21 protein-coding genes and 1 tRNA gene are annotated in these 19,016 nt (G+C 64.8%); 11 read left to right on the top strand and 11 right to left on the bottom strand.

The annotated features are described in order from the left end of the window. Positions 1-4 precede the first annotated feature (4 nt). Positions 5-940: a 2-hydroxyacid dehydrogenase gene (locus MXB90_RS11375; protein ID WP_250044772.1), complete on the top strand. Its 936-nt coding sequence runs from the start codon at positions 5-7 to the stop codon at positions 938-940. Between the two features lie 135 nt (positions 941-1,075). Here the strand turns inward: MXB90_RS11375 and MXB90_RS11380 are convergent, their stop codons facing one another. Together MXB90_RS11380 and MXB90_RS11385 are read right to left on the bottom strand one after the other, a co-directional pair. Then, a complete protein-coding gene (locus MXB90_RS11380) occupies positions 1,076-1,873 on the bottom strand; it encodes an SseB family protein (RefSeq protein ID WP_250044774.1) in 798 nt (265 codons plus the stop codon). After that, the gene (locus MXB90_RS11385; protein WP_250044776.1) at positions 1,870-2,460 is read right to left on the bottom strand and encodes a uracil-DNA glycosylase family protein; all 591 of its coding nucleotides are present in this window, start codon (positions 2,458-2,460) and stop codon (positions 1,870-1,872) included. The genes MXB90_RS11380 and MXB90_RS11385 overlap by 4 nt, the downstream gene beginning before the upstream one ends. A gap of 165 nt (positions 2,461-2,625) precedes the next feature. Here MXB90_RS11385 and MXB90_RS11390 point away from each other — a divergent pair, with 165 nt between their 5' ends. The 3 genes from MXB90_RS11390 to kdsA are packed head-to-tail and all read left to right on the top strand — an operon-like array spanning position 2,626 to position 5,830. Further along, entirely contained in the window at positions 2,626-3,276 is a 651-nt protein-coding gene (locus tag MXB90_RS11390) for an ABC transporter ATP-binding protein (protein ID WP_250044778.1), read from the top strand. Next, positions 3,263-4,978, top strand: coding sequence for a capsule biosynthesis protein (locus MXB90_RS11395; RefSeq protein WP_250044780.1), 1,716 nt, complete (start codon positions 3,263-3,265; stop codon positions 4,976-4,978). The genes MXB90_RS11390 and MXB90_RS11395 overlap by 14 nt, the downstream gene beginning before the upstream one ends. A gap of 18 nt (positions 4,979-4,996) precedes the next feature. Next, positions 4,997-5,830: a 3-deoxy-8-phosphooctulonate synthase gene (kdsA, locus tag MXB90_RS11400; protein WP_250044781.1), complete on the top strand. Its 834-nt coding sequence runs from the start codon at positions 4,997-4,999 to the stop codon at positions 5,828-5,830. 101 nt (positions 5,831-5,931) lie between these two features. On the opposite strand, the gene MXB90_RS11405 is transcribed toward kdsA, so the two are convergent. Next, a complete protein-coding gene (locus MXB90_RS11405) occupies positions 5,932-7,122 on the bottom strand; it encodes a BaiN/RdsA family NAD(P)/FAD-dependent oxidoreductase (RefSeq protein WP_250044782.1) in 1,191 nt (396 codons plus the stop codon). 98 nt (positions 7,123-7,220) lie between these two features. Between MXB90_RS11405 and MXB90_RS11410 the strand changes: the two genes are divergently transcribed. The 4 genes from MXB90_RS11410 to MXB90_RS11425 all read left to right on the top strand — a co-directional run bounded on the left by MXB90_RS11410 (position 7,221) and on the right by MXB90_RS11425 (position 9,382). After that, positions 7,221-7,295, top strand: a tRNA-Gln gene (locus MXB90_RS11410). A gap of 285 nt (positions 7,296-7,580) precedes the next feature. Further along, a complete protein-coding gene (locus MXB90_RS11415) occupies positions 7,581-8,006 on the top strand; it encodes a hypothetical protein (protein ID WP_250044783.1) in 426 nt (141 codons plus the stop codon). Positions 8,007-8,162: 156 nt separating this feature from the next. After that, positions 8,163-9,014 (top strand): primase-helicase family protein, encoded by an 852-nt coding sequence (locus MXB90_RS11420; RefSeq protein ID WP_250044784.1) that lies wholly within the window; start codon positions 8,163-8,165, stop codon positions 9,012-9,014. Continuing rightward, entirely contained in the window at positions 9,014-9,382 is a 369-nt protein-coding gene (locus MXB90_RS11425; protein ID WP_250044793.1) for an HNH endonuclease, read from the top strand. The genes MXB90_RS11420 and MXB90_RS11425 overlap by 1 nt, the downstream gene beginning before the upstream one ends. Before the next feature lie 183 nt (positions 9,383-9,565). Here the strand turns inward: MXB90_RS11425 and MXB90_RS11430 are convergent, their stop codons facing one another. The 5 genes from MXB90_RS11430 to MXB90_RS11450 form a co-directional block, all read right to left on the bottom strand. Then, a complete protein-coding gene (locus tag MXB90_RS11430; RefSeq protein ID WP_250044795.1) occupies positions 9,566-10,306 on the bottom strand; it encodes a hypothetical protein in 741 nt (246 codons plus the stop codon). A gap of 172 nt (positions 10,307-10,478) precedes the next feature. After that, positions 10,479-11,696, bottom strand: a complete 1,218-nt coding sequence (locus MXB90_RS11435) for a DUF6538 domain-containing protein (protein WP_250044801.1) — start codon at positions 11,694-11,696, stop codon at positions 10,479-10,481. Between the two features lie 69 nt (positions 11,697-11,765). Further along, entirely contained in the window at positions 11,766-11,972 is a 207-nt protein-coding gene (locus MXB90_RS11440) for a hypothetical protein (protein WP_250044803.1), read from the bottom strand. After that, positions 11,969-12,127 carry a hypothetical protein gene (locus MXB90_RS11445; protein WP_250044806.1) on the bottom strand — a complete coding sequence of 53 codons (159 nt, stop codon included), beginning with the start codon at positions 12,125-12,127 and terminating at the stop codon, positions 11,969-11,971. The genes MXB90_RS11440 and MXB90_RS11445 overlap by 4 nt, the downstream gene beginning before the upstream one ends. A gap of 321 nt (positions 12,128-12,448) precedes the next feature. Beyond that, on the bottom strand, positions 12,449-12,877 hold the full coding sequence (locus tag MXB90_RS11450) for a hypothetical protein (RefSeq protein WP_250044808.1): 429 nt from the start codon (positions 12,875-12,877) through the stop codon (positions 12,449-12,451). 370 nt (positions 12,878-13,247) lie between these two features. Between MXB90_RS11450 and MXB90_RS11455 the strand changes: the two genes are divergently transcribed. Continuing rightward, on the top strand, positions 13,248-13,598 hold the full coding sequence (locus MXB90_RS11455; protein ID WP_250044811.1) for a restriction endonuclease: 351 nt from the start codon (positions 13,248-13,250) through the stop codon (positions 13,596-13,598). Positions 13,599-13,743: 145 nt separating this feature from the next. Here MXB90_RS11455 and MXB90_RS11460 read toward each other — a convergent pair whose 3' ends face one another. Further along, entirely contained in the window at positions 13,744-14,088 is a 345-nt protein-coding gene (locus tag MXB90_RS11460; protein ID WP_250044813.1) for a hypothetical protein, read from the bottom strand. Between the two features lie 178 nt (positions 14,089-14,266). Here MXB90_RS11460 and MXB90_RS11465 point away from each other — a divergent pair, with 178 nt between their 5' ends. Beyond that, a complete protein-coding gene (locus MXB90_RS11465) occupies positions 14,267-15,148 on the top strand; it encodes a LysR family transcriptional regulator (RefSeq protein ID WP_250044815.1) in 882 nt (293 codons plus the stop codon). 25 nt (positions 15,149-15,173) lie between these two features. Here the strand turns inward: MXB90_RS11465 and MXB90_RS11470 are convergent, their stop codons facing one another. Next, positions 15,174-16,298 carry an MFS transporter gene (locus MXB90_RS11470; protein WP_250044817.1) on the bottom strand — a complete coding sequence of 375 codons (1,125 nt, stop codon included), beginning with the start codon at positions 16,296-16,298 and terminating at the stop codon, positions 15,174-15,176. A 165-nt stretch (positions 16,299-16,463) separates the two neighbouring features. Continuing rightward, positions 16,464-17,351, bottom strand: coding sequence for a LysR family transcriptional regulator (locus tag MXB90_RS11475; protein ID WP_250044819.1), 888 nt, complete (start codon positions 17,349-17,351; stop codon positions 16,464-16,466). Between the two features lie 97 nt (positions 17,352-17,448). On the opposite strand from MXB90_RS11475, the gene MXB90_RS11480 reads away from it, so the two are divergent. Next, positions 17,449-19,011 (top strand): proton-conducting transporter transmembrane domain-containing protein, encoded by a 1,563-nt coding sequence (locus MXB90_RS11480; RefSeq protein WP_250044822.1) that lies wholly within the window; start codon positions 17,449-17,451, stop codon positions 19,009-19,011. Positions 19,012-19,016 lie beyond the last annotated feature (5 nt).

Raw genomic sequence — 19,016 nt, forward strand, 5'->3', positions numbered from 1 at the left:
CGACATGCCCAATGTTCGCTTCGCCGCCCCCGACCGGCTGTGGCCCACCTATGAACCCGCCCTTGCCAAGGCCTTCGCCGAGGCCGGTCTGCACGCGCGGATCGTCGGACCCGAGGCCGATCCCGCGCAGGTGGATTACCTGATCTATGCCCCCGGCGGCCCCGTGACCGACTTTACCCCCTTCACGCGGGCCAAGGCGGTGCTGAGCCTCTGGGCCGGGGTGGAACGCATCGTCGGCAACCCGACCCTGACCCAGCCGCTGTGCCGCATGGTCGATACGGGCCTGCGCGAGGGGATGGTGGAATGGGTCACCGGCCATGTCCTGCGCGCCCATCTGGGCCTGGATCACTGGCTGGCCTGCCAGGACGGGGTCTGGCGCAATGCCGAAACCCCGCCGCTTGCGCGCGATCGCAATGTGGTGGTTCTGGGCCTGGGTGAACTGGGCGGGGCCTGCGCGCAGATGCTGGGCAGCCTGAACTTTCGCGTGACAGGCTGGAGCCGCACGCCAAAGACCCTGCCCGGCATTGACTGCCTTTGCGGTCCCACAGGGCTGCACACGGCCCTGTCACGGGCGGAAATCCTGGTCACCGTATTGCCCGACACGCCCGACACCAAAAACCTGATCAACGCCACCGCGCTGGGGGCGATGCCAAAGGGGGCGGTGATCCTGAACCCCGGCCGGGGCACGCTGATCGACGACGCGGCGCTGCTGGCAGCCCTGGATACCGGCCAGATCGCGCAGGCGACGCTTGATGTCTTCAGAACCGAACCGCTGCCCGCCGATCACCCCTATTGGACCCATCCCCGCGTCACGGTCACCCCACATATCGCGGCCGAGACGCGCCCGGCCTCGGCCGCGCGGGTCATTGCCGAAAACATCCGCCGCGGCGAGGCGGCAGAGCCATTCCTGTTCCGCGTCGACCGGACCCGGGGCTACTGATCCCCTCTTCGGCTTTGTAAAAATATCCTGCGGGGGTTCGGGGGTGCAAAACCCCCGGCCTTGCCGTTTGCGGCCCGGCTGGGGGCGCTGCCCCCAGACCCCCGGGATATTTAGGCAAAGCCGAAGGGGCAGGCGTCAGCGCAGGATCGGCGGCTTTGCGGGATCCATGCCGGGGGCGGTGGGTTTCAGTTCCTGCACCTCTTCGGGTTCCGGCTCGGGCAGGTGCAGCACAAGGGCCTGCGCCAGCAGCGCCTCGGCCGCGGGATCGCCAGGCGCCAGGAAGGTGACATCCAGCTCGCCCGCCTCCAGCCCGGAAAAAGCCAGCGCCTCGGCCATGGCCTTGGCGATCCCGGGCTGCGCGGCGGCGGGCGCACCAAGGAAGGCCAGCACATGGCCGCGCCGGCCATCGTCATAGGTGACGCCAACTAGAAGGGCATGGCTGGCAAGACCTGCGAGTTGTTCGAACTTGGCCTCGAAGGCCGGCAGTAGCGCACCCAGCACCCCGGGCGGCAGGGCGGGCGCATGGAAGGCTGCGGGGCGCCCCGCGGCGGCCTGTGGCGCATGGGTCAGCGTATCGGTCAGCCAATCCAGCGCCTCGGGCGGCAACAGCATAGCCGAGGTTGCGACGCCCAGGTTGATGCCCAGACCAACCCCTTCGCCCGCCAGATATTGCGCGATGACCCGGCCCGGCAGCGCCGCATAGGGGGCGGGCGCGCCGGTGAAGGCGGTCAGGCGTTCTTCCAGATCGAAGGCCAGAACGAAATCCCCGTCTTCGGTTTCAAAGACCTGCGGGGTGATGGTGTCATCCTCGGGTTCATGTTCCAGCAGCACGAACAGCTCGGCATCGGCCAGCCGGTCATAGACGGCCAGTCGCGCCCGGTCATCCTGGGGGGCGGCCTCCATCGCGGCATGGGCGCGGTCAAAGGGTGTCATTGCAGAACCTCCTGCACGCGGGTGCGAAGGGCGGGGACCAGATCCGCCTCGAACCACGGGTTGCGTTTCAGCCATCCCGTATTGCGCCAGGACGGATGGGGCAAGGGAAAGACGCGCGGGGCGTGATCTTGCCACGCCGCCACCGTGTCGGTCACCCGGCCCGCGCCCAGGTGCCAGCGTTGCGCGGCCCCGCCCACCAGCACGATCAGATCCGGCGCACCGATCGCCGCCATGACCTGATCGCGCCAGGTGCGTGCGCAGATCGCGGGCGGGGGAAGATCGGCGCCCTTCGCATTATAGCCCGGAAAGCAGAAGGCCATCGGTGCAATCGCCACCCGGTCACGGTCATAGAAGGTGGCTGCGTCCAGCCCCATCCAGTGGCGCAGCCGGTCGCCCGAGGGGTCGGTGAAGGGCCGCCCCGAGGCATGCACCCGCGCGCCCGGCGCCTGCCCCGCAATCAGCACCCGCGCCCCCCGGCAGAACCAGACCACCGGGCGCGGTTCATGCGCGGTGGCCGTTGCGGCAAAGCGTGCCGCGCATAACCGGCAGGCGGCGATCCGGTCGGCGATGGGGGGCACATCTGTCATGGTTTTCGTTTCGAATTTTGAGACAAAACCTGTCCGTTCGTATACATCATTCCCCTTAGGACATAATGCTGCCCGATTGATCCGGCAGGGGGCTTTCTTAACGCCTTGCCCGCACAATGCGGTGAACCGGCAGCAGGCACAGCACGAGGACGGAGCCCCGGGCGAATGCTCGAATTCGACAATGTCAGCAAGTCCTTCTGGACGGGTCAGCGCCGCAAGGTCATTCTGGACCGTGCCTCGTTCCGGGTGGAACTGGGCAACAGCCTGGGGATTCTGGCGCCCAATGGCACCGGCAAGACCACGATCATCAACATGATGGCCGGGCTGGAAAAACCCGATGAGGGGCAGATCCGCAAGACCTGCCGGGTGTCCTTTCCGCTGGGGTTCATGGGCGGGGTGATGGGCAAGCACACCGCGCGCGAAAACGCGCGGTTCATCGCGCGGCTATACGGGCTTGATCCCGACTATGTCGAGGCCTTCTGCCGCTGGGTCTGCGGGCTGGAGGAATATTTCGACATGCCCGTCGGCACCTTCAGCGATGGCATGCGATCGCGGTTCACCTTTTCGCTGCTGCTGGCGCTGGAATTCGACATCTACCTGATCGATGAGGGGATGCCCGCGTCCACGGATGTGGAATTCAACCGCAAGGCCGGCTCGATCCTGCGGGACCGGCTGAAGGATGCGACCGTTGTCGTCGTGTCGCACCAGCCGCAGACGCTTGAAAAATTCTGTCGCTCGGCCGCGGTGTTGCGCGACGGGCAGTTGTACATGTTCGATACCCTGGAAGAAGCGAAGCGGATGTATGAGTACGCCTAAGGTGAAGAAGTATCGTATCCGGCGCGGCAGCGATGCGCCCGCCGCCGCCCGCCCGCCCGCAGGCGATGCCGGTTCAGGGGACGAATCGCTTTTCAACACCCAGGACGACGGCTTTGGCGAGGGCCGCTTTGCCACAGCCGCAACCGGAACGGTGACCCCGGCGCAGGACCTGGCGTCAGATGCGGAACTGGCGCAGATCCGGGCCGAGGGGCTGACGGGGCGGCAGCTGCGGCTGGCGCGGCGGGTGGCGCAGAAACATGGGCTGGCCGCGACATCCGATCTGGATGCGGTGCGGCTGTTGCGGCGCAAGGGGATCGACCCGTTCGACCGGGCGCAGCTGTTGCGCATCATCGGAGACGGCGACCCCGATGAGGCCGAGGCCGCCGCCGAGATCGAAGCGCAGGGCGCGGAAAGGTCGCCCAACGCCAGGGCCGGCGAACCGGTGGCCAAATCGCTGGCGCGTCTGGCGGGCCAGGGGGCAAAGGCCCAGGACAAGCTGCCCCAGACGGTGCGGCCGGGGGCAAACATGCCCAGCCGCGAGGTGCTGGACGAAGGCACGCGCGCGCGCGAAATCATCCGCATCCAGCGCGACATCGCGCGCCGGCGCCGCCGCCGGCTGGCGATGCTGATGGCGCGGCTGACCTTCTTCGTGTTCCTGCCCACCCTGCTGGCCGGGCTTTACTATTTCATCTGGGCGACACCGCTTTACGCCACCAAGACGGAATTCGTGATCCAGAAGGCCGATGGCGCGGGGGGCGGCCTGGGCGGGCTGTTTTCGGGCACGCAGCTGGCCACCAGCCAGGACAGCATCACGGTGCAAAGCTTCCTGCAGTCGCGCGATGCGATGATGCGGCTGGATGGCGATCTGGGGTTCAAGGCGCATTTCTCTCAGGACGGCATCGACCCATTGCTGCGCCTGCCGTCCGATGCCACCAACGAACGCGCCTACAAGCTCTATCGCGACATGGTGCTGATCGGCTATGACCCGACCGAAGGCATCGTCCGGATGGAGGTGATCGCCGCCGACCCCGACCTGTCGCGCCGCTTTTCCGAGGCGCTGATCGACTATGCCGAGGAACAGGTCGACAGCCTGACCGCGCGGCTGCGCGGTGACCAGATGAAAGGCGCGCGCGACAGCTATGCCGATGCCGAACAGAAGGTTCTGGATGCCCAGGCCCGGGTGTTGACGCTGCAGGAACAGCTGGGCGTTCTGGACCCGGCGACCGAAACCTCGGTGGTGATGACGCAGATCGGCACGTTTGAAACCCAGCTGCGCCAGAAGCGGCTGGAATTGCAGCAATTGACAGACAACCCGCGCCCCAACAGCGCCCGCGTGGCAGGGGTGCAGGGCGACATCGCCCGCCTGGAGGCGATGATCGCCGAATTGCGCGCCAGCCTGACCCAGGCCAATGGATCAGGCGCCTCGCTGGCCTCCGTCTCGGGGCAGCTGCGCATCGCCGAGGCCGATCTGCTGACGCGCCAGCAGATGCTGTCCGCCGCCGCCCAGCAACTGGAAACCGCCCGGGTCGAGGCCAACAAACAGGTCCGCTACCTGGAAATGGGCGTGCGCCCGGTCGCGCCGGATGAACCCACCTACCCACGCGCTTTTGAAAACACGCTGCTGGCCTTCCTGATCTTTTCCGGTATCTACCTGATGTTGTCCTTGACCGTCTCGATCCTGCGCGAACAGGTCTCGCACTGAAGCAACCGGAGAGGTGCCATGAAAGATGTCCAGATCGGCGGGCTGACCGTCAGCAATGACCGGCCACTGACCGTGATCGCCGGCCCCTGCCAGCTGGAAAGCGAAGATCACGCGCTGATGATCGCCACCCGCATGGCAAAGGCCTGTGCGGATGCGGGCGCGCAGTTCATCTTCAAGGCCAGCTATGACAAGGCCAACCGGACCTCGCTGTCCGGGCGCCGCGGGCTTGGAATCGAGGCGGGGCTGAAGATCCTCGACCGCGTGCGCCAGACGCTGGGCTGCCCGGTGCTGACCGATATCCACGATGTCGAACAGGCCCGCATCGCGGGGGCCGTCGTCGATGTGATCCAGATCCCCGCCTTCCTGTGCCGTCAGACCGATCTGCTGATTGCCGCTGGCGAAACCGGCGCGGTGGTCAACATCAAGAAGGGCCAGTTCCTGGCGCCCTGGGATATGCCCAATGTCGTGGACAAGGTCGCCTCAACCGGCAATCAGCGGATCATGCTGACCGAACGGGGCACGTCCTTTGGCTACAACACGCTGGTGGCCGACATGCGGTCGCTGCCGACGATGGCGAAAACCGGCTATCCGGTGATCATGGACGCCACCCATTCGGTGCAGCAGCCCGGCGGCCTGGGCGGGGCTTCGGGCGGTCAGCGGGAATTTGCCCCGGTGATGGCGCGCGCCGCCGTCAGCCTGGGCATCGCCGGCGTCTTCATCGAAACGCATGAGGCCCCTGATACCGCGCCTTCGGACGGGCCGAACATGATCCCGCTCGATCAGATGCCCCGGCTGGTGGAAACCCTGATGGCATTTGACCGGCTGGCCAAGGCCGATCCGATCCGCCTGTAACCCGGCGCGCTGCTTCTTCTTGGTCGAAATACTCTCGGGGGTGAACTGGCCGCAGGCCAGGAGGGGGCCGAAGGCCCCCTGCCCGCTCAGACCCTGAACCTTCAGGCGACCTGCCCTGCCGCCCAGCCCGATGACCAGGCCCATTGGAAATTGTATCCGCCAAGCCAACCGGTCACATCCACGACCTCGCCAATGAAGAACAGGCCCGGCTGCGTGCGCGCGGCCATGGTCTTGGCATCCAGCGCCCCGGTCGCGACCCCGCCCAGCGTCACCTCGGCGGTGCGATAGCCCTCCGAGCCGACAGGCCGGACCTGCCAGCCATGCACCGCCTGCCCCAGCCCCGCCAGCGCCTTGTTGCCCAGATCGGCCAGCCGCCCCGACAGCCCCGCCTCGGCCACCAGAAACTGGGCCAGCCGGTCTGGCATCAGCCGCGCCAGCGCGTTGTGGATGGCAATCCGCCCCGCCTCGGCGCGCATCGCCGCCAGGTCCGCCGCGATATCGCGCCCCGGCATCAGGTCGATCGTGATCGCATCCCCCTCACGCCAGTAAGACGATATCTGCAAGATCGCCGGCCCCGAAAGCCCGCGATGGGTGAACAGCACCGCCTCGTCAAAACTCGTCCGGCCGTGGCGCACCCGCGCGGGCAGCCCCACCCCGGCCAGTGCCACGGTCTGACCCAGCACCTGCTCGGCCAGGGTCAGCGGCACCAACGCGGCGCGCGTTTCCGTCACCGGCAACCCGAAGCTTTCGGCGATGCGATAACCAATTCCGGTCGCCCCCATCTTCGGGATCGACTTGCCCCCCGTTGCGACGATGACCGATTCCGACGCGACCGACCCGGCGCTTGTCTGGGTGACAAAACCCGGGCCCGCGCGCGCGACCGACTCGATCGCGACCCCAAGGCGCAGATCCCCGCCCCCCGTGCGCAGATCATCGGTCAGCATGGACACGATCTGTGTGGCCTTGCCGTCACAGAACAGCTGCCCCAGGGTCTTTTCGTGCCAGGCGATGCCAGCCCGATCGACGCGGGCGATGAAATCGGTCGGCGTGAACCGTGACAGCGCCGACAGCGCGAACCGCGGATTTTCCGACAGGAAGCGCTCGCGCGCATTGGCAGGCGTCAGGTCACGGTTGGTGAAATTGCACCGCCCCCCGCCCGAAATGCGGATTTTTTCCCCCGGCGCCCGGGCATGATCCAGCACCAGCACACGCCGCCCGCGCCGCGCCGCCTCGGCGCCCGCGAACAGCCCGGCCGCACCGGCCCCCAGAATGACGACATCGAAGCGTTCCATGCCGCCCCTTAGCGCCCCCTGCCCGCACAACGCAATCGCGATTTCCGCTTTTTTCCTCTTGCGGCCACCCGATGGCTTGGCTAAACACCGCCCCACGTTGGGGCGTAGCCAAGTGGTAAGGCACCGGTTTTTGGTACCGCGCACCGTAGGTTCGAATCCTACCGCCCCAGCCATCCATCCCGAATTCTTGGACCTCATCGCCGGTGTGGCCGCGCTGTTCATGCGTGGCGCAGATTGCCCCAAGCGATGCCCCAACGGGAGCCGCGACCTCACAGCCCTGGCAGATCAAAGCCACCCCCTTGATTTCCCATGGACGGATATCTAGGTTGGCTCCCCCACGAGTGATGGCGTTACCAGTTTATTTAACCAAACTTTCTTTATACCTGCCGCATCGTCAACCGGTCCGGCTTCATTAACCCCGGGGCACCATTTTCAGCCCCACCCGATTTGGAGAACACATGCCTTACGACCTACCCAACACCCCACAGGAATCAGCCCAAAAAATCGGACTTCCGGCGCTTGCTGCGAGCAAACTACCCGCCCCGACCTCTGACCAGTCGTTGAAGGACCAGCTCATCCACCTTCTAGCCACCAGCTATGTCCGCCGCGAAGGTCGTTTCTATCACATCGACCGCCCCGGCACACCGTTTGCCCGCGAAGACCTGCAACGGTCCTTTATCAGCGCCACACAGCACCTTACCCGCGCACATCCCAACCCGACGGCAATCTACAGGCAGGCGTTCAACACGGCGATCACGGAGATGAACGCGGATCCCAACCGCTCGATTCCCGTCTGGACCGGAACGACTGAACCGTCCCCCGGCAATCCTGAACGTCGCATCCAGCTGGAGAGCGGGCAGTTCGTCCTGGACTCTTGGACATAACCTACCTACCGCCACGTAACCGCAGCAAAAGACGGCCTAGGCTGCTTTCGCCTCTTCTTCGACCGGCTGTTCCCACGGCAGGCGGAGCGGGATCGTGTTCTCGACTGGCTGGCCTGGAGCCTTCAGAACGAGGACAAGAAACCAAACTGGGCTGTCATGCTGTACTCGAAGACAAAGGGGACAGGCAAATCCACCTTCTGCAAGATCGCTGCACGACTGTTCGGAAAGGAAAACACGTCGATCGAAAATAGCATCGAGAAGGTCGCCGGTAAGTTCAACGGTCCTGTCCTGAGCAAGAAGCTGGTGATCTGCGAAGAGGTCAACCTGCGCCCTGACTCAGACGTCGGCAACAAGCTGAAGACCCTGATCACCGAACCCTACACCACCGCCGAAAACAAGGGGCGAGACGTTGCCAAGGTGGAACTGTTCTCGCTGTTTCTGCTGAACTCCAATCACCTGCCCCTCTGGATCGAACCCGGAGAACGCCGCTTCTATGTCGTTGACGTGGATCATGACGGTCATGCTTCCGGTCCTCGGGCCGAGACTTTCATCAAACTGATCAAGGCGATCGACAACGTACTGCAAAGCGACGAACGAGTTGCTGAACTCTACCAGTGGCTGATGGCGCGGCAACTTGCTGACGACTTTGACCCCATGTCCCTGAACACAGCCGTTCATGGCACCGAAGTCATGAAGCGCATTCTTGCCAACCAGACCTCTGCCACCACCCAACAGCTGTCCGAGTTCCTGGGCCGGGAAGGTGCTATCGCTATAACTGAGCAAGACCTCCGGGCCTATGTGACACGGGAGATGAACCTGAAGCCGAGCGCGATCCGCCACATGATGTCGGAACTGGGTTGGGCCCGCAGCGCCGTGAAGTGGGGCGGTGTGGACTATGCCCGCGCCGTCTGGACTGCTCCCAGCCATGCCATCGACCGTGGCAACATCATCGGACCAAACGGCGACAAGAGGGCGATTTGCGATGTGCTCTGGGACGCAAGCGCCTGATGAACGAGTTCGTCTATCTCGATGACTCGCAGGAACGCTGGCGAGAGATCCATGCCAACCACAAGAAGGAGGCCCGGCAACGGGCCCTCTCCCTCATTGCAGCAGGAACCCGCACCGAGACCGGCTGCATTGTCACAGGCACCAACGCGATCAGAAAGGTCCGGTTCAATGGGCAACAGTTCGCGGCTTATCGTTTCATCTATTGTGCCCTGAACGACGCCACCCCCAGCTTCCACTACGTCATTCGCCACCGATGTCATAACCGGACCTGCATCAACCCCGATCATCTGGAGATCGGCAGCAGAGAGGACAACAAGCACGACGACTGGGCCTATCTGGCAAATGGCGTAAACTTCGACCTGCTGTAGCCTGTGGCTAAGCTCCTGCTTCTGCTACACTTTCCTGAACACTTAACACCCGGAGGGGGCCGTTGGGCCCTCTTCACCCATACCAGAAACTCGATCGCCTTCCTGTTCCTCTTAGTACATCCCTTTCCCGAAACGACAAAAAAAGCGAAGCGGGACCCCCGGCAGCCGAAGCCACCGGGTGAATCAGTTCCAGAAGGTCCAGTCAGGCTTGGGCATCTCGGGCAGGTCAGGCATCGCCTCCTTCGCCATCCGCCATGCTTCCCCGGGGCTGGCTTTCACCTTCTCCCAGATCTCTTCTTTGGACGGCACTGTCAGCCCACAGACCTCAGCTACCTCGGGCGGGTTCGCCTTGTCCGGGTTGAAGGCCAGATCCAGCGCCTGCAGATCTTTCATGGTCTCACAGGCGTCGTGCAACTCCCACACAGTTGCCGCGACCACCACACCGATACCAACGACAGGGACCGCCTCGCCAAAGGTCGCAGCAACGTTCCTGCTGGCACCCGTTGCAGTCCGACGGGCCACCCGTTGCGAGGTGTCCTCCACCGCCTCGGAAACCAGCTTCCTCTGCCCTCGGTAACTGACCTGCCTTTCGGCCCGCAGCTTGCCGACCTCCCCTTCCAACCGCTGCACCTGCCGCGTCTTGGCGTCCACCTCGGCCCTTGCGCCTTTCAGTTCCGCCTCCTGCGCCCTGACCTTCGTTTCCATTCTCGTGTTGACCGAAGTCACCCCGGTCACCGCCTCGACCACACCCGAGACCAGTGCAGCCACCGACCCCACAGCCACCGTCGCAACATTCAGCGCCACGGTTCCCACCAGCAGCACCGCAAGCACTGTTGTCTTGGTCAGCCTGAACACCCACCGCATCCGCTTCTCCGCCCCTTCAGTTTGGTCCCCGGCAGCCGAAGCCACCGGGGAGGTTTTCATGATCTTAGCCGCCTGTGCACGACATAGTCAGCAAGCACCTGCCAGTAGTGGGAAGCATCCCGGAAACCTTGGTCCTGTGCAGCACGATCCTCAGCCTCAGAACGAGGAAAGCCGCCATCATACTCGATGATAGCGGCCCTCTCTTCGAACGCATCAATGTCTGGAACGGGTGTCACGGGGCCCATGGCAGCCCCACCTTCTCGACGATCTCCCGCTTCTGCTCGTCACTGATGCCTGCCGAATAGATCCCGTAGGTCATCCGGTTCTCCGACCGCGCCGACTGGTGACCGACGATCGAAGCCGTGAAGTGTTCCGGAACACCGGCCCGCTCACACTGGGTCACGAACCACTTGCGCGAGGAATGGAACACCACCCCCGCCCGGCTGATTCCTGCCTTTCCACGCATCACCCCGAACTGCTTGGTGACCATGTTGACCGACAACCCCGGAAACAGCCGCCCTTCGCTTGGCAACTTCTCCAGAAGGGGGACCAAACCGGAATGCAGCGGGATGAACCGTTCCGCTGCATCGGTCTTGAGCGTTCGCACCGCATTGGGCCTGATCCAGACGAACCAGCCAAGATTGCCCTTCCAGACCAGATCGTCCCGGACCAACCCCGCCGCTTCCCCCGCGCGCATGCCGGACAGCAAACAGAAGGTCAGCACCGCACCGATCTTCGGATCGTCCAGGGCCAGCAGTCGTTGGACCTCCTCGTCACTCAAGGCCTCATAGCGGTTGGGTTTCCCCTTCGCCTCCACCCTCACTGTCTTGAACGGATTGGCTGCAAGCTGCCCCTCATAGACCACCCAGTCCATGAAGTGCGACACCTGCCCCACCGTCCTCCTCTGCGTCTGAGGGCTGATCGTGTCCGACCCGCTTGCCGCCACCAGACGGTCGAGGCTCGCCCCCTTGGTCCTGTAGGACTTGCCAACATGACGACCAAGCTGCGCCACCTTGCGGGTGAACGTCAGCGCATCCTCCCGGCTGATGGTCCCGACTGCTCTTTGCCCGAAGGCCGAAACGAACAGCCCGACCGAGAAGCGCACAGACTTGAAGCCCCCATACTGAAGCTCTCCCGATCGACGGTTGAGGTATTGTCGTGCCAACTCCCCGACCGTCTGCCTGCCGACCAGGACCACAGACGAGAACACCGGGGCAACCACCCGGATCGGTTCGGGCTTTTCCATCACCACCCCCGCCCGGGCCTTGCTGACGATCTCCTCATACTTGGCATTCACCTCAGCGGCCCTTGCTTTGGCGACCCGGGCATCCCCGGTCTTCAGCGACTGCTTCAGGGCCTGCCCCAGCACCGGCTGAAGTTCCTTCGGGTAGTTCCGCCTGAACAGCCACGTCTGCTGCTTCAGGTACGCATACTGGATACGAACAGACATACGTCCTCCTTCTGGGGCCTTTGCCCCAAGGTTCATTGCAGTTGTGATTTTCTGATTTTCTTCTTCGGCTTACTGGGATTGCTGAGTTCCCAGCCTGACCTCTTCGGGGTCTAACACCCTGACGATCATGGAAAGTTCCGGCTCCCCATACTCGCCCTGAAGCGGCCCAGTCAGTGCCACCCCGGTGACGAAGTCCTCGAAGACCTCGTCCACCAGAAACCGGTGTTCCGGCACGTCATCGAACGCCCCGATCACCACCACATCCCCGGGCTTCATAGCAACCGCTCCAGCAGCAGCCACCCCGAGAACAGCAGAACCCCCAGCACCGGGTTCACCTTCGCCAAGGCCCAGATCACGGTCAGGACCACCGCCCCCTTGGGCACCAAAAGAAAACCCCCGGCCACAAGGCCGAGGGCTGATAGCATCTTCATAGCTTAAGCTCCTGTTTCTGCTTCTTTATTTAGATACAGGAGGTTGCTCGGTTTGCTGGCCTCGGCGCTTGAGAAGAGACGCTTTCGGCCCAGGGCTGACGATCATTTGCGCCGTGGTGAGCTTCACCTCCCTCCACCGGACGCTGGAACATGTCGCAGCGAGTTCGACACGTGCCGTAGTGACCGGGAACGAGCGGTCTCAAAGGATTGGCGCTCGTACCTGAAGCGATTGCTGCACCTTCGTCGTGCTTACGCAAGCAGACCAACAGGCAAACGTTTCACTACTGGCAGTGTCACCTCCCGTGTCTCCTAACTGGCACTTCAAAAGATACCATCTGGTGAGGTGCAGTTTCCCCAACTGACCAAGACCTCCGAACCGCGCTTGGTCGATTTGAAGAACTCCCCGCTACGACGGTCGATGCGGCCAAGCACGGTTTGCTGCTCGCCCTCGAATTCTTGACCGCATTGCATGAGCAACGTGTCTTCAAGGATTTCCATACGTTTATCACTGGATCGACACGCAAACGGAGCCAGAATGCGCACCAGACTGCTGTCTTCGTAGAACAAGTGCCACAAGCTGGCACTCTGACCATGCAACATTTCGCCACTGAGTACGTTAAACGTTCCCTTGCTAATGCATTCGAGTTCTTTCACCACTTCTTGAGCACTACTGACTCCCGGCGCCGCACAGAATACGGTGAAGGTGGCAACAACGGCTTTGCGTAAGTTTTCCAGCATACTAATACGCATACGGCATTCGTCGACGGCGCGCTAGCATCAGCACAATCTTTCGTTAATCGCACCTTTGCAGCCCCCATCGAAGTGGTACGTCGGCAAGATGATCGTGCCCTAAGCGCCAAGCGCCTGAGAATGAGACAGAAGTTTGCCTGGTGTTGGTCGCTCCATCGGAAAAGACCACCTTTGCCCATCTCGCCGCAGTAATAGCCCGCCCTTTCGCCCCACCCCCTGCCCCACCTTCCCTGCCCTCCTCCAGAAGCCCCATGTCCTTCTTCTGGCTTCAGGAGATCCTACCGCCCCAGCCATCCTTCCCGAATTCTCGGACATCATCGCCGGTGTGGCCGCGCTGTTCATGCGTGGCGCAGATTGCCCCAACGGCCACATGACCAAGACCACCGGTGATGGCGGGATCGACGGGATCATTTACGAAGATGCCCTGGGCCTTGATGCTGTTTACATCCAAGCCAAGCGTTATGCGCCCGATAACAAGGTCAGCCGCCCCGACATCCAGCGGTTCGTGGGCTCGCTTAGCGGCGAAGGCGCGACCAAGGGGGTGTTCGTGACCACCTCGGATTTTTCGCGCGAGGCGCGGGACTATGTCAGCCGGGTGCAGCACCGCATCGTTCTGATCAACGGGGACCAGTTCGCCGATCTGATGCTGAAGCATGGCGTGGGTGTCCGCGTCCGGGCGACCTATGCCATCCGCTCGATCGATGAGGGTTATTTCGCCTGACCGCAAGGCGCGCCCGGTGCCGTGGCCGCGCATCGTGTCGGATCTGCGGGTCAGGCACAGGGCGCGCAAGGGAACACCCGCGACGCGTGGCAAAAGGGCCGCCCGGGTTACGGGCGGCCCTTGGGTCACGGCACGAAAGCCGGGATCAGTTCTTGTCACCTTCCCGCGCGGCGGCCAGCGCCGACAGCTCGGCCAGCGAATAGTCGGCCGGGTTCACGCCCAGACCGGCGGCCAGTTGCGCCTTGCCGGCCGAAACGTTGCCCACCCCACCGCGCTGTTCGCGGTTTTCATGCGACAGGATATAGGCGGCGCGGGCGGTGTCATTGTCGCTGAGCGCGACTTCCAGTTCGGTCAGCTCGGCCAGCGAATAGGCCTGCGGGTCGACGCCCAGCAGGGCGGCGAATTGGGCGTGGCCAGCCGAGACGCCGTTGGCGGCGGCGGTGCCGGCGGCAAAGATCGTGGCGGCGGCGAAAAGAGCGATGTTTTTCATGGTTCTGGTCCTTTTTCTGGTTGGTTTGAAGCGTCGTATGCTTCGGATAACCCCCAGATAGTCCCGCGCCATTGTTTCTATTATTCCCTATTTCATGAAATCTTCATACGATATGATTGAACAATCCAAGGGCGTCTTCCTGCGTAGGGCAGCCCGGCGGCGATGATACGGGGGACAGATGGAAACCAACATCCTCAGGGCCTATGCCCTGATCGTCGAGGAAGGCAGCTTTTCGGCCGCGGCCCTGCGACTTGGCATTTCGAAAAGCATGTGTTCCAAGCACATCAGCGATCTGGAACAGACCCTTGGCGCGCGCTTGCTGACCCGGTCCACCCGGTCGGTCAAACCCACCGCGATCGGCGTGGAATATTACGCCAAGGTCCGGCGCATTCTGGACCTGCTGGATGAGGCCAATGAATGCGTAAAGCTGGAAAGCGCCACCGCGACGGGCAAGCTGCGGATCGGCTCGCCCGTGTCCTATTCGCTGCGCTTGATGCAGGACCACATCCTGCAATTCCTGCAGGACTATCCCGGCATCCAACTGGAAAGCGTCTTTGACGACCGCAAAAGCGACCTGATCGCCGAAGGCTTCGATGCCGTCATCCGCATCGGCGATCTGGAAGATACCAGCATGGTGGCGCGCCGGCTGGACAGCGTCAAAACCCTGATCGTGGCCACCCCCGACTATCTGCGCCAGCATGGCACACCCGAACGCCCCGGCGATCTGGCCAGCCACAAGGTCATTCACTACACCAACATGCAAGGTGCAGAAACCTGGCCCTTTCAGAAGGATGATGAGCTGATCTGGCAGAAGGTTCATCCCCGATTTTCGTCAAACAACGGGGAAATCATCCGGCTTGCGGCGCTGGCGGGTCACGGCATCGCCTATCTGCCGGAATTCCTGATTGCCGAGGATCTGGAGGCCGGAACACTGGTCCCGATCATGACCGAGTTCCGCCGACCTGACCTGCCGGTCAGCATCATCTATCCGTCGCGCAAGAACCCCTCTGCGGCACTGAAGGCGTTTCTGGACTTTGCCGGCCGGATGCCCCTGTCCTGAACCGCGCCGCGGCGTTGCGCCGAGGTCAATCGGGCGGTGGCAGCCGGGGCATCAGCAGGACCAGGGCCCCGATCCACAGCAGGTTCAGCAGACCAAGCGCCACAAGCACCTGAACCGTGCCGGACGGGCCGGTCCAGCCGATCAGCGCCGATGCCAGAAGCGGCGCCACCGCCTGCGCGCCGCGCGCGACTGAGAAGATCCCGTTTCCCGCCCCGTAAAGCACCAGCGCCACCCCCGCCCAGGACAGGCCCAGCGCCAGCAGGATCAGCCCCATCGCGATGGCCAGAACCCCGGCCCCCATCGTCCAGATCGGATGGTGCCGCGCCGCAAAGACCAGATCCAGCAGGCGCCCGCCCACCTGCGCGGGACCGATCAGCGCCCCCAGCGCCACCGCGCCCGCCATCGCCTGCCCCTGCGCGGTCAGAAAGCCCAGCAGATGCACCGAGATGATCGTGCTGACCAGCCCCACCGTCACCAGACTGGCCGCGATCAACCAGAAGGCCAGCCGTTCGCCCGGCACCATCTGCAGCGCCGGCGTGCCGCGCCGGCGCGGGGGGGCGGCCACGGGGGCCTCATGCGGGATGAAGATCAGGACCAGCGGCAGGCTGAAGCACAGGTGGATCAGGGCATAGATCGCCGCGGTGCCGCGCCAGCCGAACTCGGCCAGGAACCAGGCCGACAAGGGCCAGCAAACGGTGCTGGCAAAACCGCCCCACAGCGTCAGCACCGAAATCGCGTTGCGCGACTTGCGCCCGTAAAGACGCCCCAGCGTCGCAAAGGCCGGGTCGTAAAGCGCCCCCGCCATCCCGGCGCCGATCACGATCCAGCCAAAGGTGAACACCCAGATCGAAGGCGCCAGCGCCAGTATCAGCAGCCCCGCCGCGATCAGCGCACAGCCCGCCGCAAGCACCCGCCGCCCGCCAGCCCGGGCCACCGCCGCGCCCACCGCGGGCGAGACCATCGCCCCGACCAGAAACGCAATCGACAGGCTGCCCATGATCCAGCCGATCGGCCAGCCGGTATCCTGCGCGATCGGCCCGGCCAGCACCGCCAGCAGGTAATAGGTGCTGCCATAGCCGAAAATCTGCACCAGCCCCAGGGCCGACACCACCACCATCGGCCGCACCCCGCCCGCCACCACCCCGATCATCGGCGCGCCCCCCGCGGGGGGCGGGCCAGGTCGCCGAAGGCCGGAAAAAGGGGCGGGGTCATCGGGCAGCCTTCAGCGCAAATCGTCGCCGGACGATGAATCGTCTGCCCGCCGCGCGCAAGGCCCGAAATCGGTGCCCGCTGCGCGCAGGGCCGTGCGGCTTGGTCACGGCGGGGTCGTGGAGGCGCCCAAAAGCCCGGCCAGCAAGGGGTTTGGAAAGCGCCGTTCGCGGGTGATGGCCAGGAATGTCTCGCGAATGTCGGTCAGCTGCGCCGCCTCGACCAGCAGGCCCGATGCCAGCTCGTCCTTGACAACGATCGGCGGAATGACCGCCAGCCCCGCATTATCGCGCGCCAGCAGGCGCAGCATCGCCATGTCATCGGCCTCGGCCGCGATGACGGGCGTGATGCCCAGCCGCATGGTCAGCGCGTCGAACGCCGCCCGCAGCGCCGTGTCGGGCGCGGGCAGGACCAGCGGTTCTTGCGCCAGCAGCACGGCCAGCGGGCGCGGGGTGGGGCCCACACGCGCGGGCGTGCCGATCAGGCCGACGGGTTGTTCGGCCAGCCGATGCACCAGCCAGAAGCTGGCCGCATCGCGCGCGGGCGCAAGATTGGTCAGCACCACATCCAGCGCCAGCGCCTCAAGCCCGCGCAGCAATTCGGCTTGTGATCCGGTCCGCAGCACCACCTCGACATCGGGTCGCCCGATCAGGGGGCGCAGGAACTGCATCTGAAAGTTGCGCGACAAGGTGCCCAGCGCACCCACACGCAGCGCCCGCCGCGCCCGGCCGGTTTCGCGCAAGGTGGCCGACAGATCCTCGGCGGTGCGAAAGATCGCCTCGGCATGGTCCAGCGCGATCCGCCCCGCCTCGGTCAACACCAGCCCGCGGCCGCGCCGTTCGAACAGGTCATGGCCAAGCGTCGCCTCAAGCATGCGGATCTGGCTGGACAGGGCCGATTGCGACAGGTTCAGCCGCCGCGCCGCACCGGTCAGGGTGCCATCGGTCGCCACGGCGCGGAACAGGCGAAGATGGTGCAGGTTGATCTGGGACATCGTTCGACCAAATAGAACGTTTACACATATAATATGTAATTTTATGAAAGTTCGGCAAGCGCTATCCCCGGCGGCAGCCATCCTGCCGGAGCTTTCGATGTCCCTGCCTGCCCCGATCCCCCTGCTTGCCCCGATCCTGTTGCTGGCGGCCGCCGCCCTGGCCCTGCGCCGCCCCGGGCCCCGCCCCGGCGCCCTGCCCCGCCTGGCCGAGGCCGCCGCCCTGACCGCGCTGGCGTTGGCCGGGGCGGGGGTGGTGCAACTGGTCACCCATGGCCCGGCCACACTCGGCCTTGGCGCGGGGGCGGGGCTGATCGTGCTGCGGCTGGATGCCATCGGCGCCACGGTGACGCTGCTGGTGGCCTTCGTCGGCTGGGTCGTAGTGCGCTATGCCCGCAGCTATCTGGATGGCGAACCGCGTGAAGGCGCGTTCCACGGCCTGCTGCTGGCGACACTGGCGGCGGTGCTGCTGCTGGCACAGGCGGGCAGCCTTGTCCTGCTGGCGGCGGGTTTTGTCGCGGTGGGCACGGCACTGCGGCGGCTGTTGCTGTTCTACCCCGCCCGGGCCGAGGCGCGGCGCGCGGCGGCCAAGTTCACCCTGGTCTGGACTGCGGGGGACGCTGCGATCTGGCTTGCGGCGGCCCTGCTGTGGATCGCCTATGGCACCACCGATCTGGCGGCGCTGGCGCAGGCAGCACAGGCGGGTCTTCCGCCCGCGGCACAGGCCGCAGCCGGGCTGCTGGTGCTGGCGGCGGCGCTGAAAACGGCGGCCTTTCCGCTGCACGGCTGGCTGACCGAGGTGATGGAGGCCCCGACCCCCGTTTCCGCGCTGCTGCATGCGGGCATCATCAATGCGGGCGGGGTGGCGCTGATCCGGACCGCTGATCTGATCCAGGCCAGCCCCGGTGCAATGGCGGCGCTGGTCATGATGGGCGGGCTGACCGCGCTGTTCGGCGCGGTGGTGATGCTGACGCAAAGCGCGGTCAAGACCGCGCTGGCCTGGTCCACGGTATCCCAGATGGGGTTCATGCTGCTGCAATGCGGGCTGGGGCTTTGGGCGCTGGCGCTGTTCCACATCATCGCGCACTCGCTGTACAAGGCGCATGCCTTCCTGGCCGCGGGCGGGGCGGTAAGGGCGGTGGCGGCCATCCGTGCGCCCGGGCCGGTCGCGGTGCCTGGCGTGGGGGCGGTGGCGCAGGCCTTTGCCCTGGCGCTTGCGCTTTATGCGGCGGCGGCGCTGGCCTTTGGGCTGATCGCGGGGCCGAAATCCGCCCAGGCGCTGGCACTGGGGGCGATCCTGATTTTCGGGGTGGCCTATCTGGTGGCGCAGGGGCTGGCCGATGCGGCGCCCCGGGTGCTGACGCGGCGCACGGTGCTGGCCTCGGCCGGGGCGACGCTGGCCTATTTCGGATTTCAGCTGCTGGCCCAGGCGCTGTGGGGCGCACATCTGCCCAAGGCGCCGGTCCCCGGGGCGCTGGAATGGGCACTGATCGTGCTGGCGATCCTGTCCTTCGGGATGATCGCCGTGGCGCAGGCGCTGTTTCCGCTTTGGGCGCATCACCCCGCGGCGGCGGGCCTGCGTGTGCATCTGGCCAACGGCCTTTACCTGAACGCGGTCCTTGACCGGCTGATCGGCGGGTTGCGCGCCGGAAAACCCATGTGAAAAGG

This window comes from Phaeovulum molybdatiresistens (assembly GCF_023544865.1).
In the GTDB taxonomy this organism is placed as follows: domain Bacteria; phylum Pseudomonadota; class Alphaproteobacteria; order Rhodobacterales; family Rhodobacteraceae; genus Pontitalea.

Coding starts and splice junctions, on each gene's coding strand:
- MXB90_RS11480 (WP_250044822.1), top strand. CDS start 17,449: ATGTCCCTGCCTGCCCCGATCCCCCTGCTTGCCCCGATCCTGTTGCTG.
- MXB90_RS11465 (WP_250044815.1), top strand. CDS start 14,267: ATGGAAACCAACATCCTCAGGGCCTATGCCCTGATCGTCGAGGAAGGC.
- MXB90_RS11420 (WP_250044784.1), top strand. CDS start 8,163: ATGCTGTACTCGAAGACAAAGGGGACAGGCAAATCCACCTTCTGCAAG.
- MXB90_RS11450 (WP_250044808.1), bottom strand. CDS start 12,877: ATGCGTATTAGTATGCTGGAAAACTTACGCAAAGCCGTTGTTGCCACC.
- kdsA (WP_250044781.1), top strand. CDS start 4,997: ATGAAAGATGTCCAGATCGGCGGGCTGACCGTCAGCAATGACCGGCCA.
- MXB90_RS11430 (WP_250044795.1), bottom strand. CDS start 10,306: ATGAAAACCTCCCCGGTGGCTTCGGCTGCCGGGGACCAAACTGAAGGG.
- MXB90_RS11475 (WP_250044819.1), bottom strand. CDS start 17,351: ATGTCCCAGATCAACCTGCACCATCTTCGCCTGTTCCGCGCCGTGGCG.
- MXB90_RS11395 (WP_250044780.1), top strand. CDS start 3,263: ATGAGTACGCCTAAGGTGAAGAAGTATCGTATCCGGCGCGGCAGCGAT.
- MXB90_RS11440 (WP_250044803.1), bottom strand. CDS start 11,972: ATGAAGCCCGGGGATGTGGTGGTGATCGGGGCGTTCGATGACGTGCCG.
- MXB90_RS11455 (WP_250044811.1), top strand. CDS start 13,248: ATGACCAAGACCACCGGTGATGGCGGGATCGACGGGATCATTTACGAA.
- MXB90_RS11435 (WP_250044801.1), bottom strand. CDS start 11,696: ATGTCTGTTCGTATCCAGTATGCGTACCTGAAGCAGCAGACGTGGCTG.
- MXB90_RS11460 (WP_250044813.1), bottom strand. CDS start 14,088: ATGAAAAACATCGCTCTTTTCGCCGCCGCCACGATCTTTGCCGCCGGC.
- MXB90_RS11375 (WP_250044772.1), top strand. CDS start 5: ATGCCCAATGTTCGCTTCGCCGCCCCCGACCGGCTGTGGCCCACCTAT.
- MXB90_RS11425 (WP_250044793.1), top strand. CDS start 9,014: ATGAACGAGTTCGTCTATCTCGATGACTCGCAGGAACGCTGGCGAGAG.
- MXB90_RS11380 (WP_250044774.1), bottom strand. CDS start 1,873: ATGACACCCTTTGACCGCGCCCATGCCGCGATGGAGGCCGCCCCCCAG.
- MXB90_RS11385 (WP_250044776.1), bottom strand. CDS start 2,460: ATGACAGATGTGCCCCCCATCGCCGACCGGATCGCCGCCTGCCGGTTA.
- MXB90_RS11445 (WP_250044806.1), bottom strand. CDS start 12,127: ATGAAGATGCTATCAGCCCTCGGCCTTGTGGCCGGGGGTTTTCTTTTG.
- MXB90_RS11390 (WP_250044778.1), top strand. CDS start 2,626: ATGCTCGAATTCGACAATGTCAGCAAGTCCTTCTGGACGGGTCAGCGC.
- MXB90_RS11405 (WP_250044782.1), bottom strand. CDS start 7,122: ATGGAACGCTTCGATGTCGTCATTCTGGGGGCCGGTGCGGCCGGGCTG.
- MXB90_RS11415 (WP_250044783.1), top strand. CDS start 7,581: ATGCCTTACGACCTACCCAACACCCCACAGGAATCAGCCCAAAAAATC.
- MXB90_RS11470 (WP_250044817.1), bottom strand. CDS start 16,298: ATGATCGGGGTGGTGGCGGGCGGGGTGCGGCCGATGGTGGTGGTGTCG.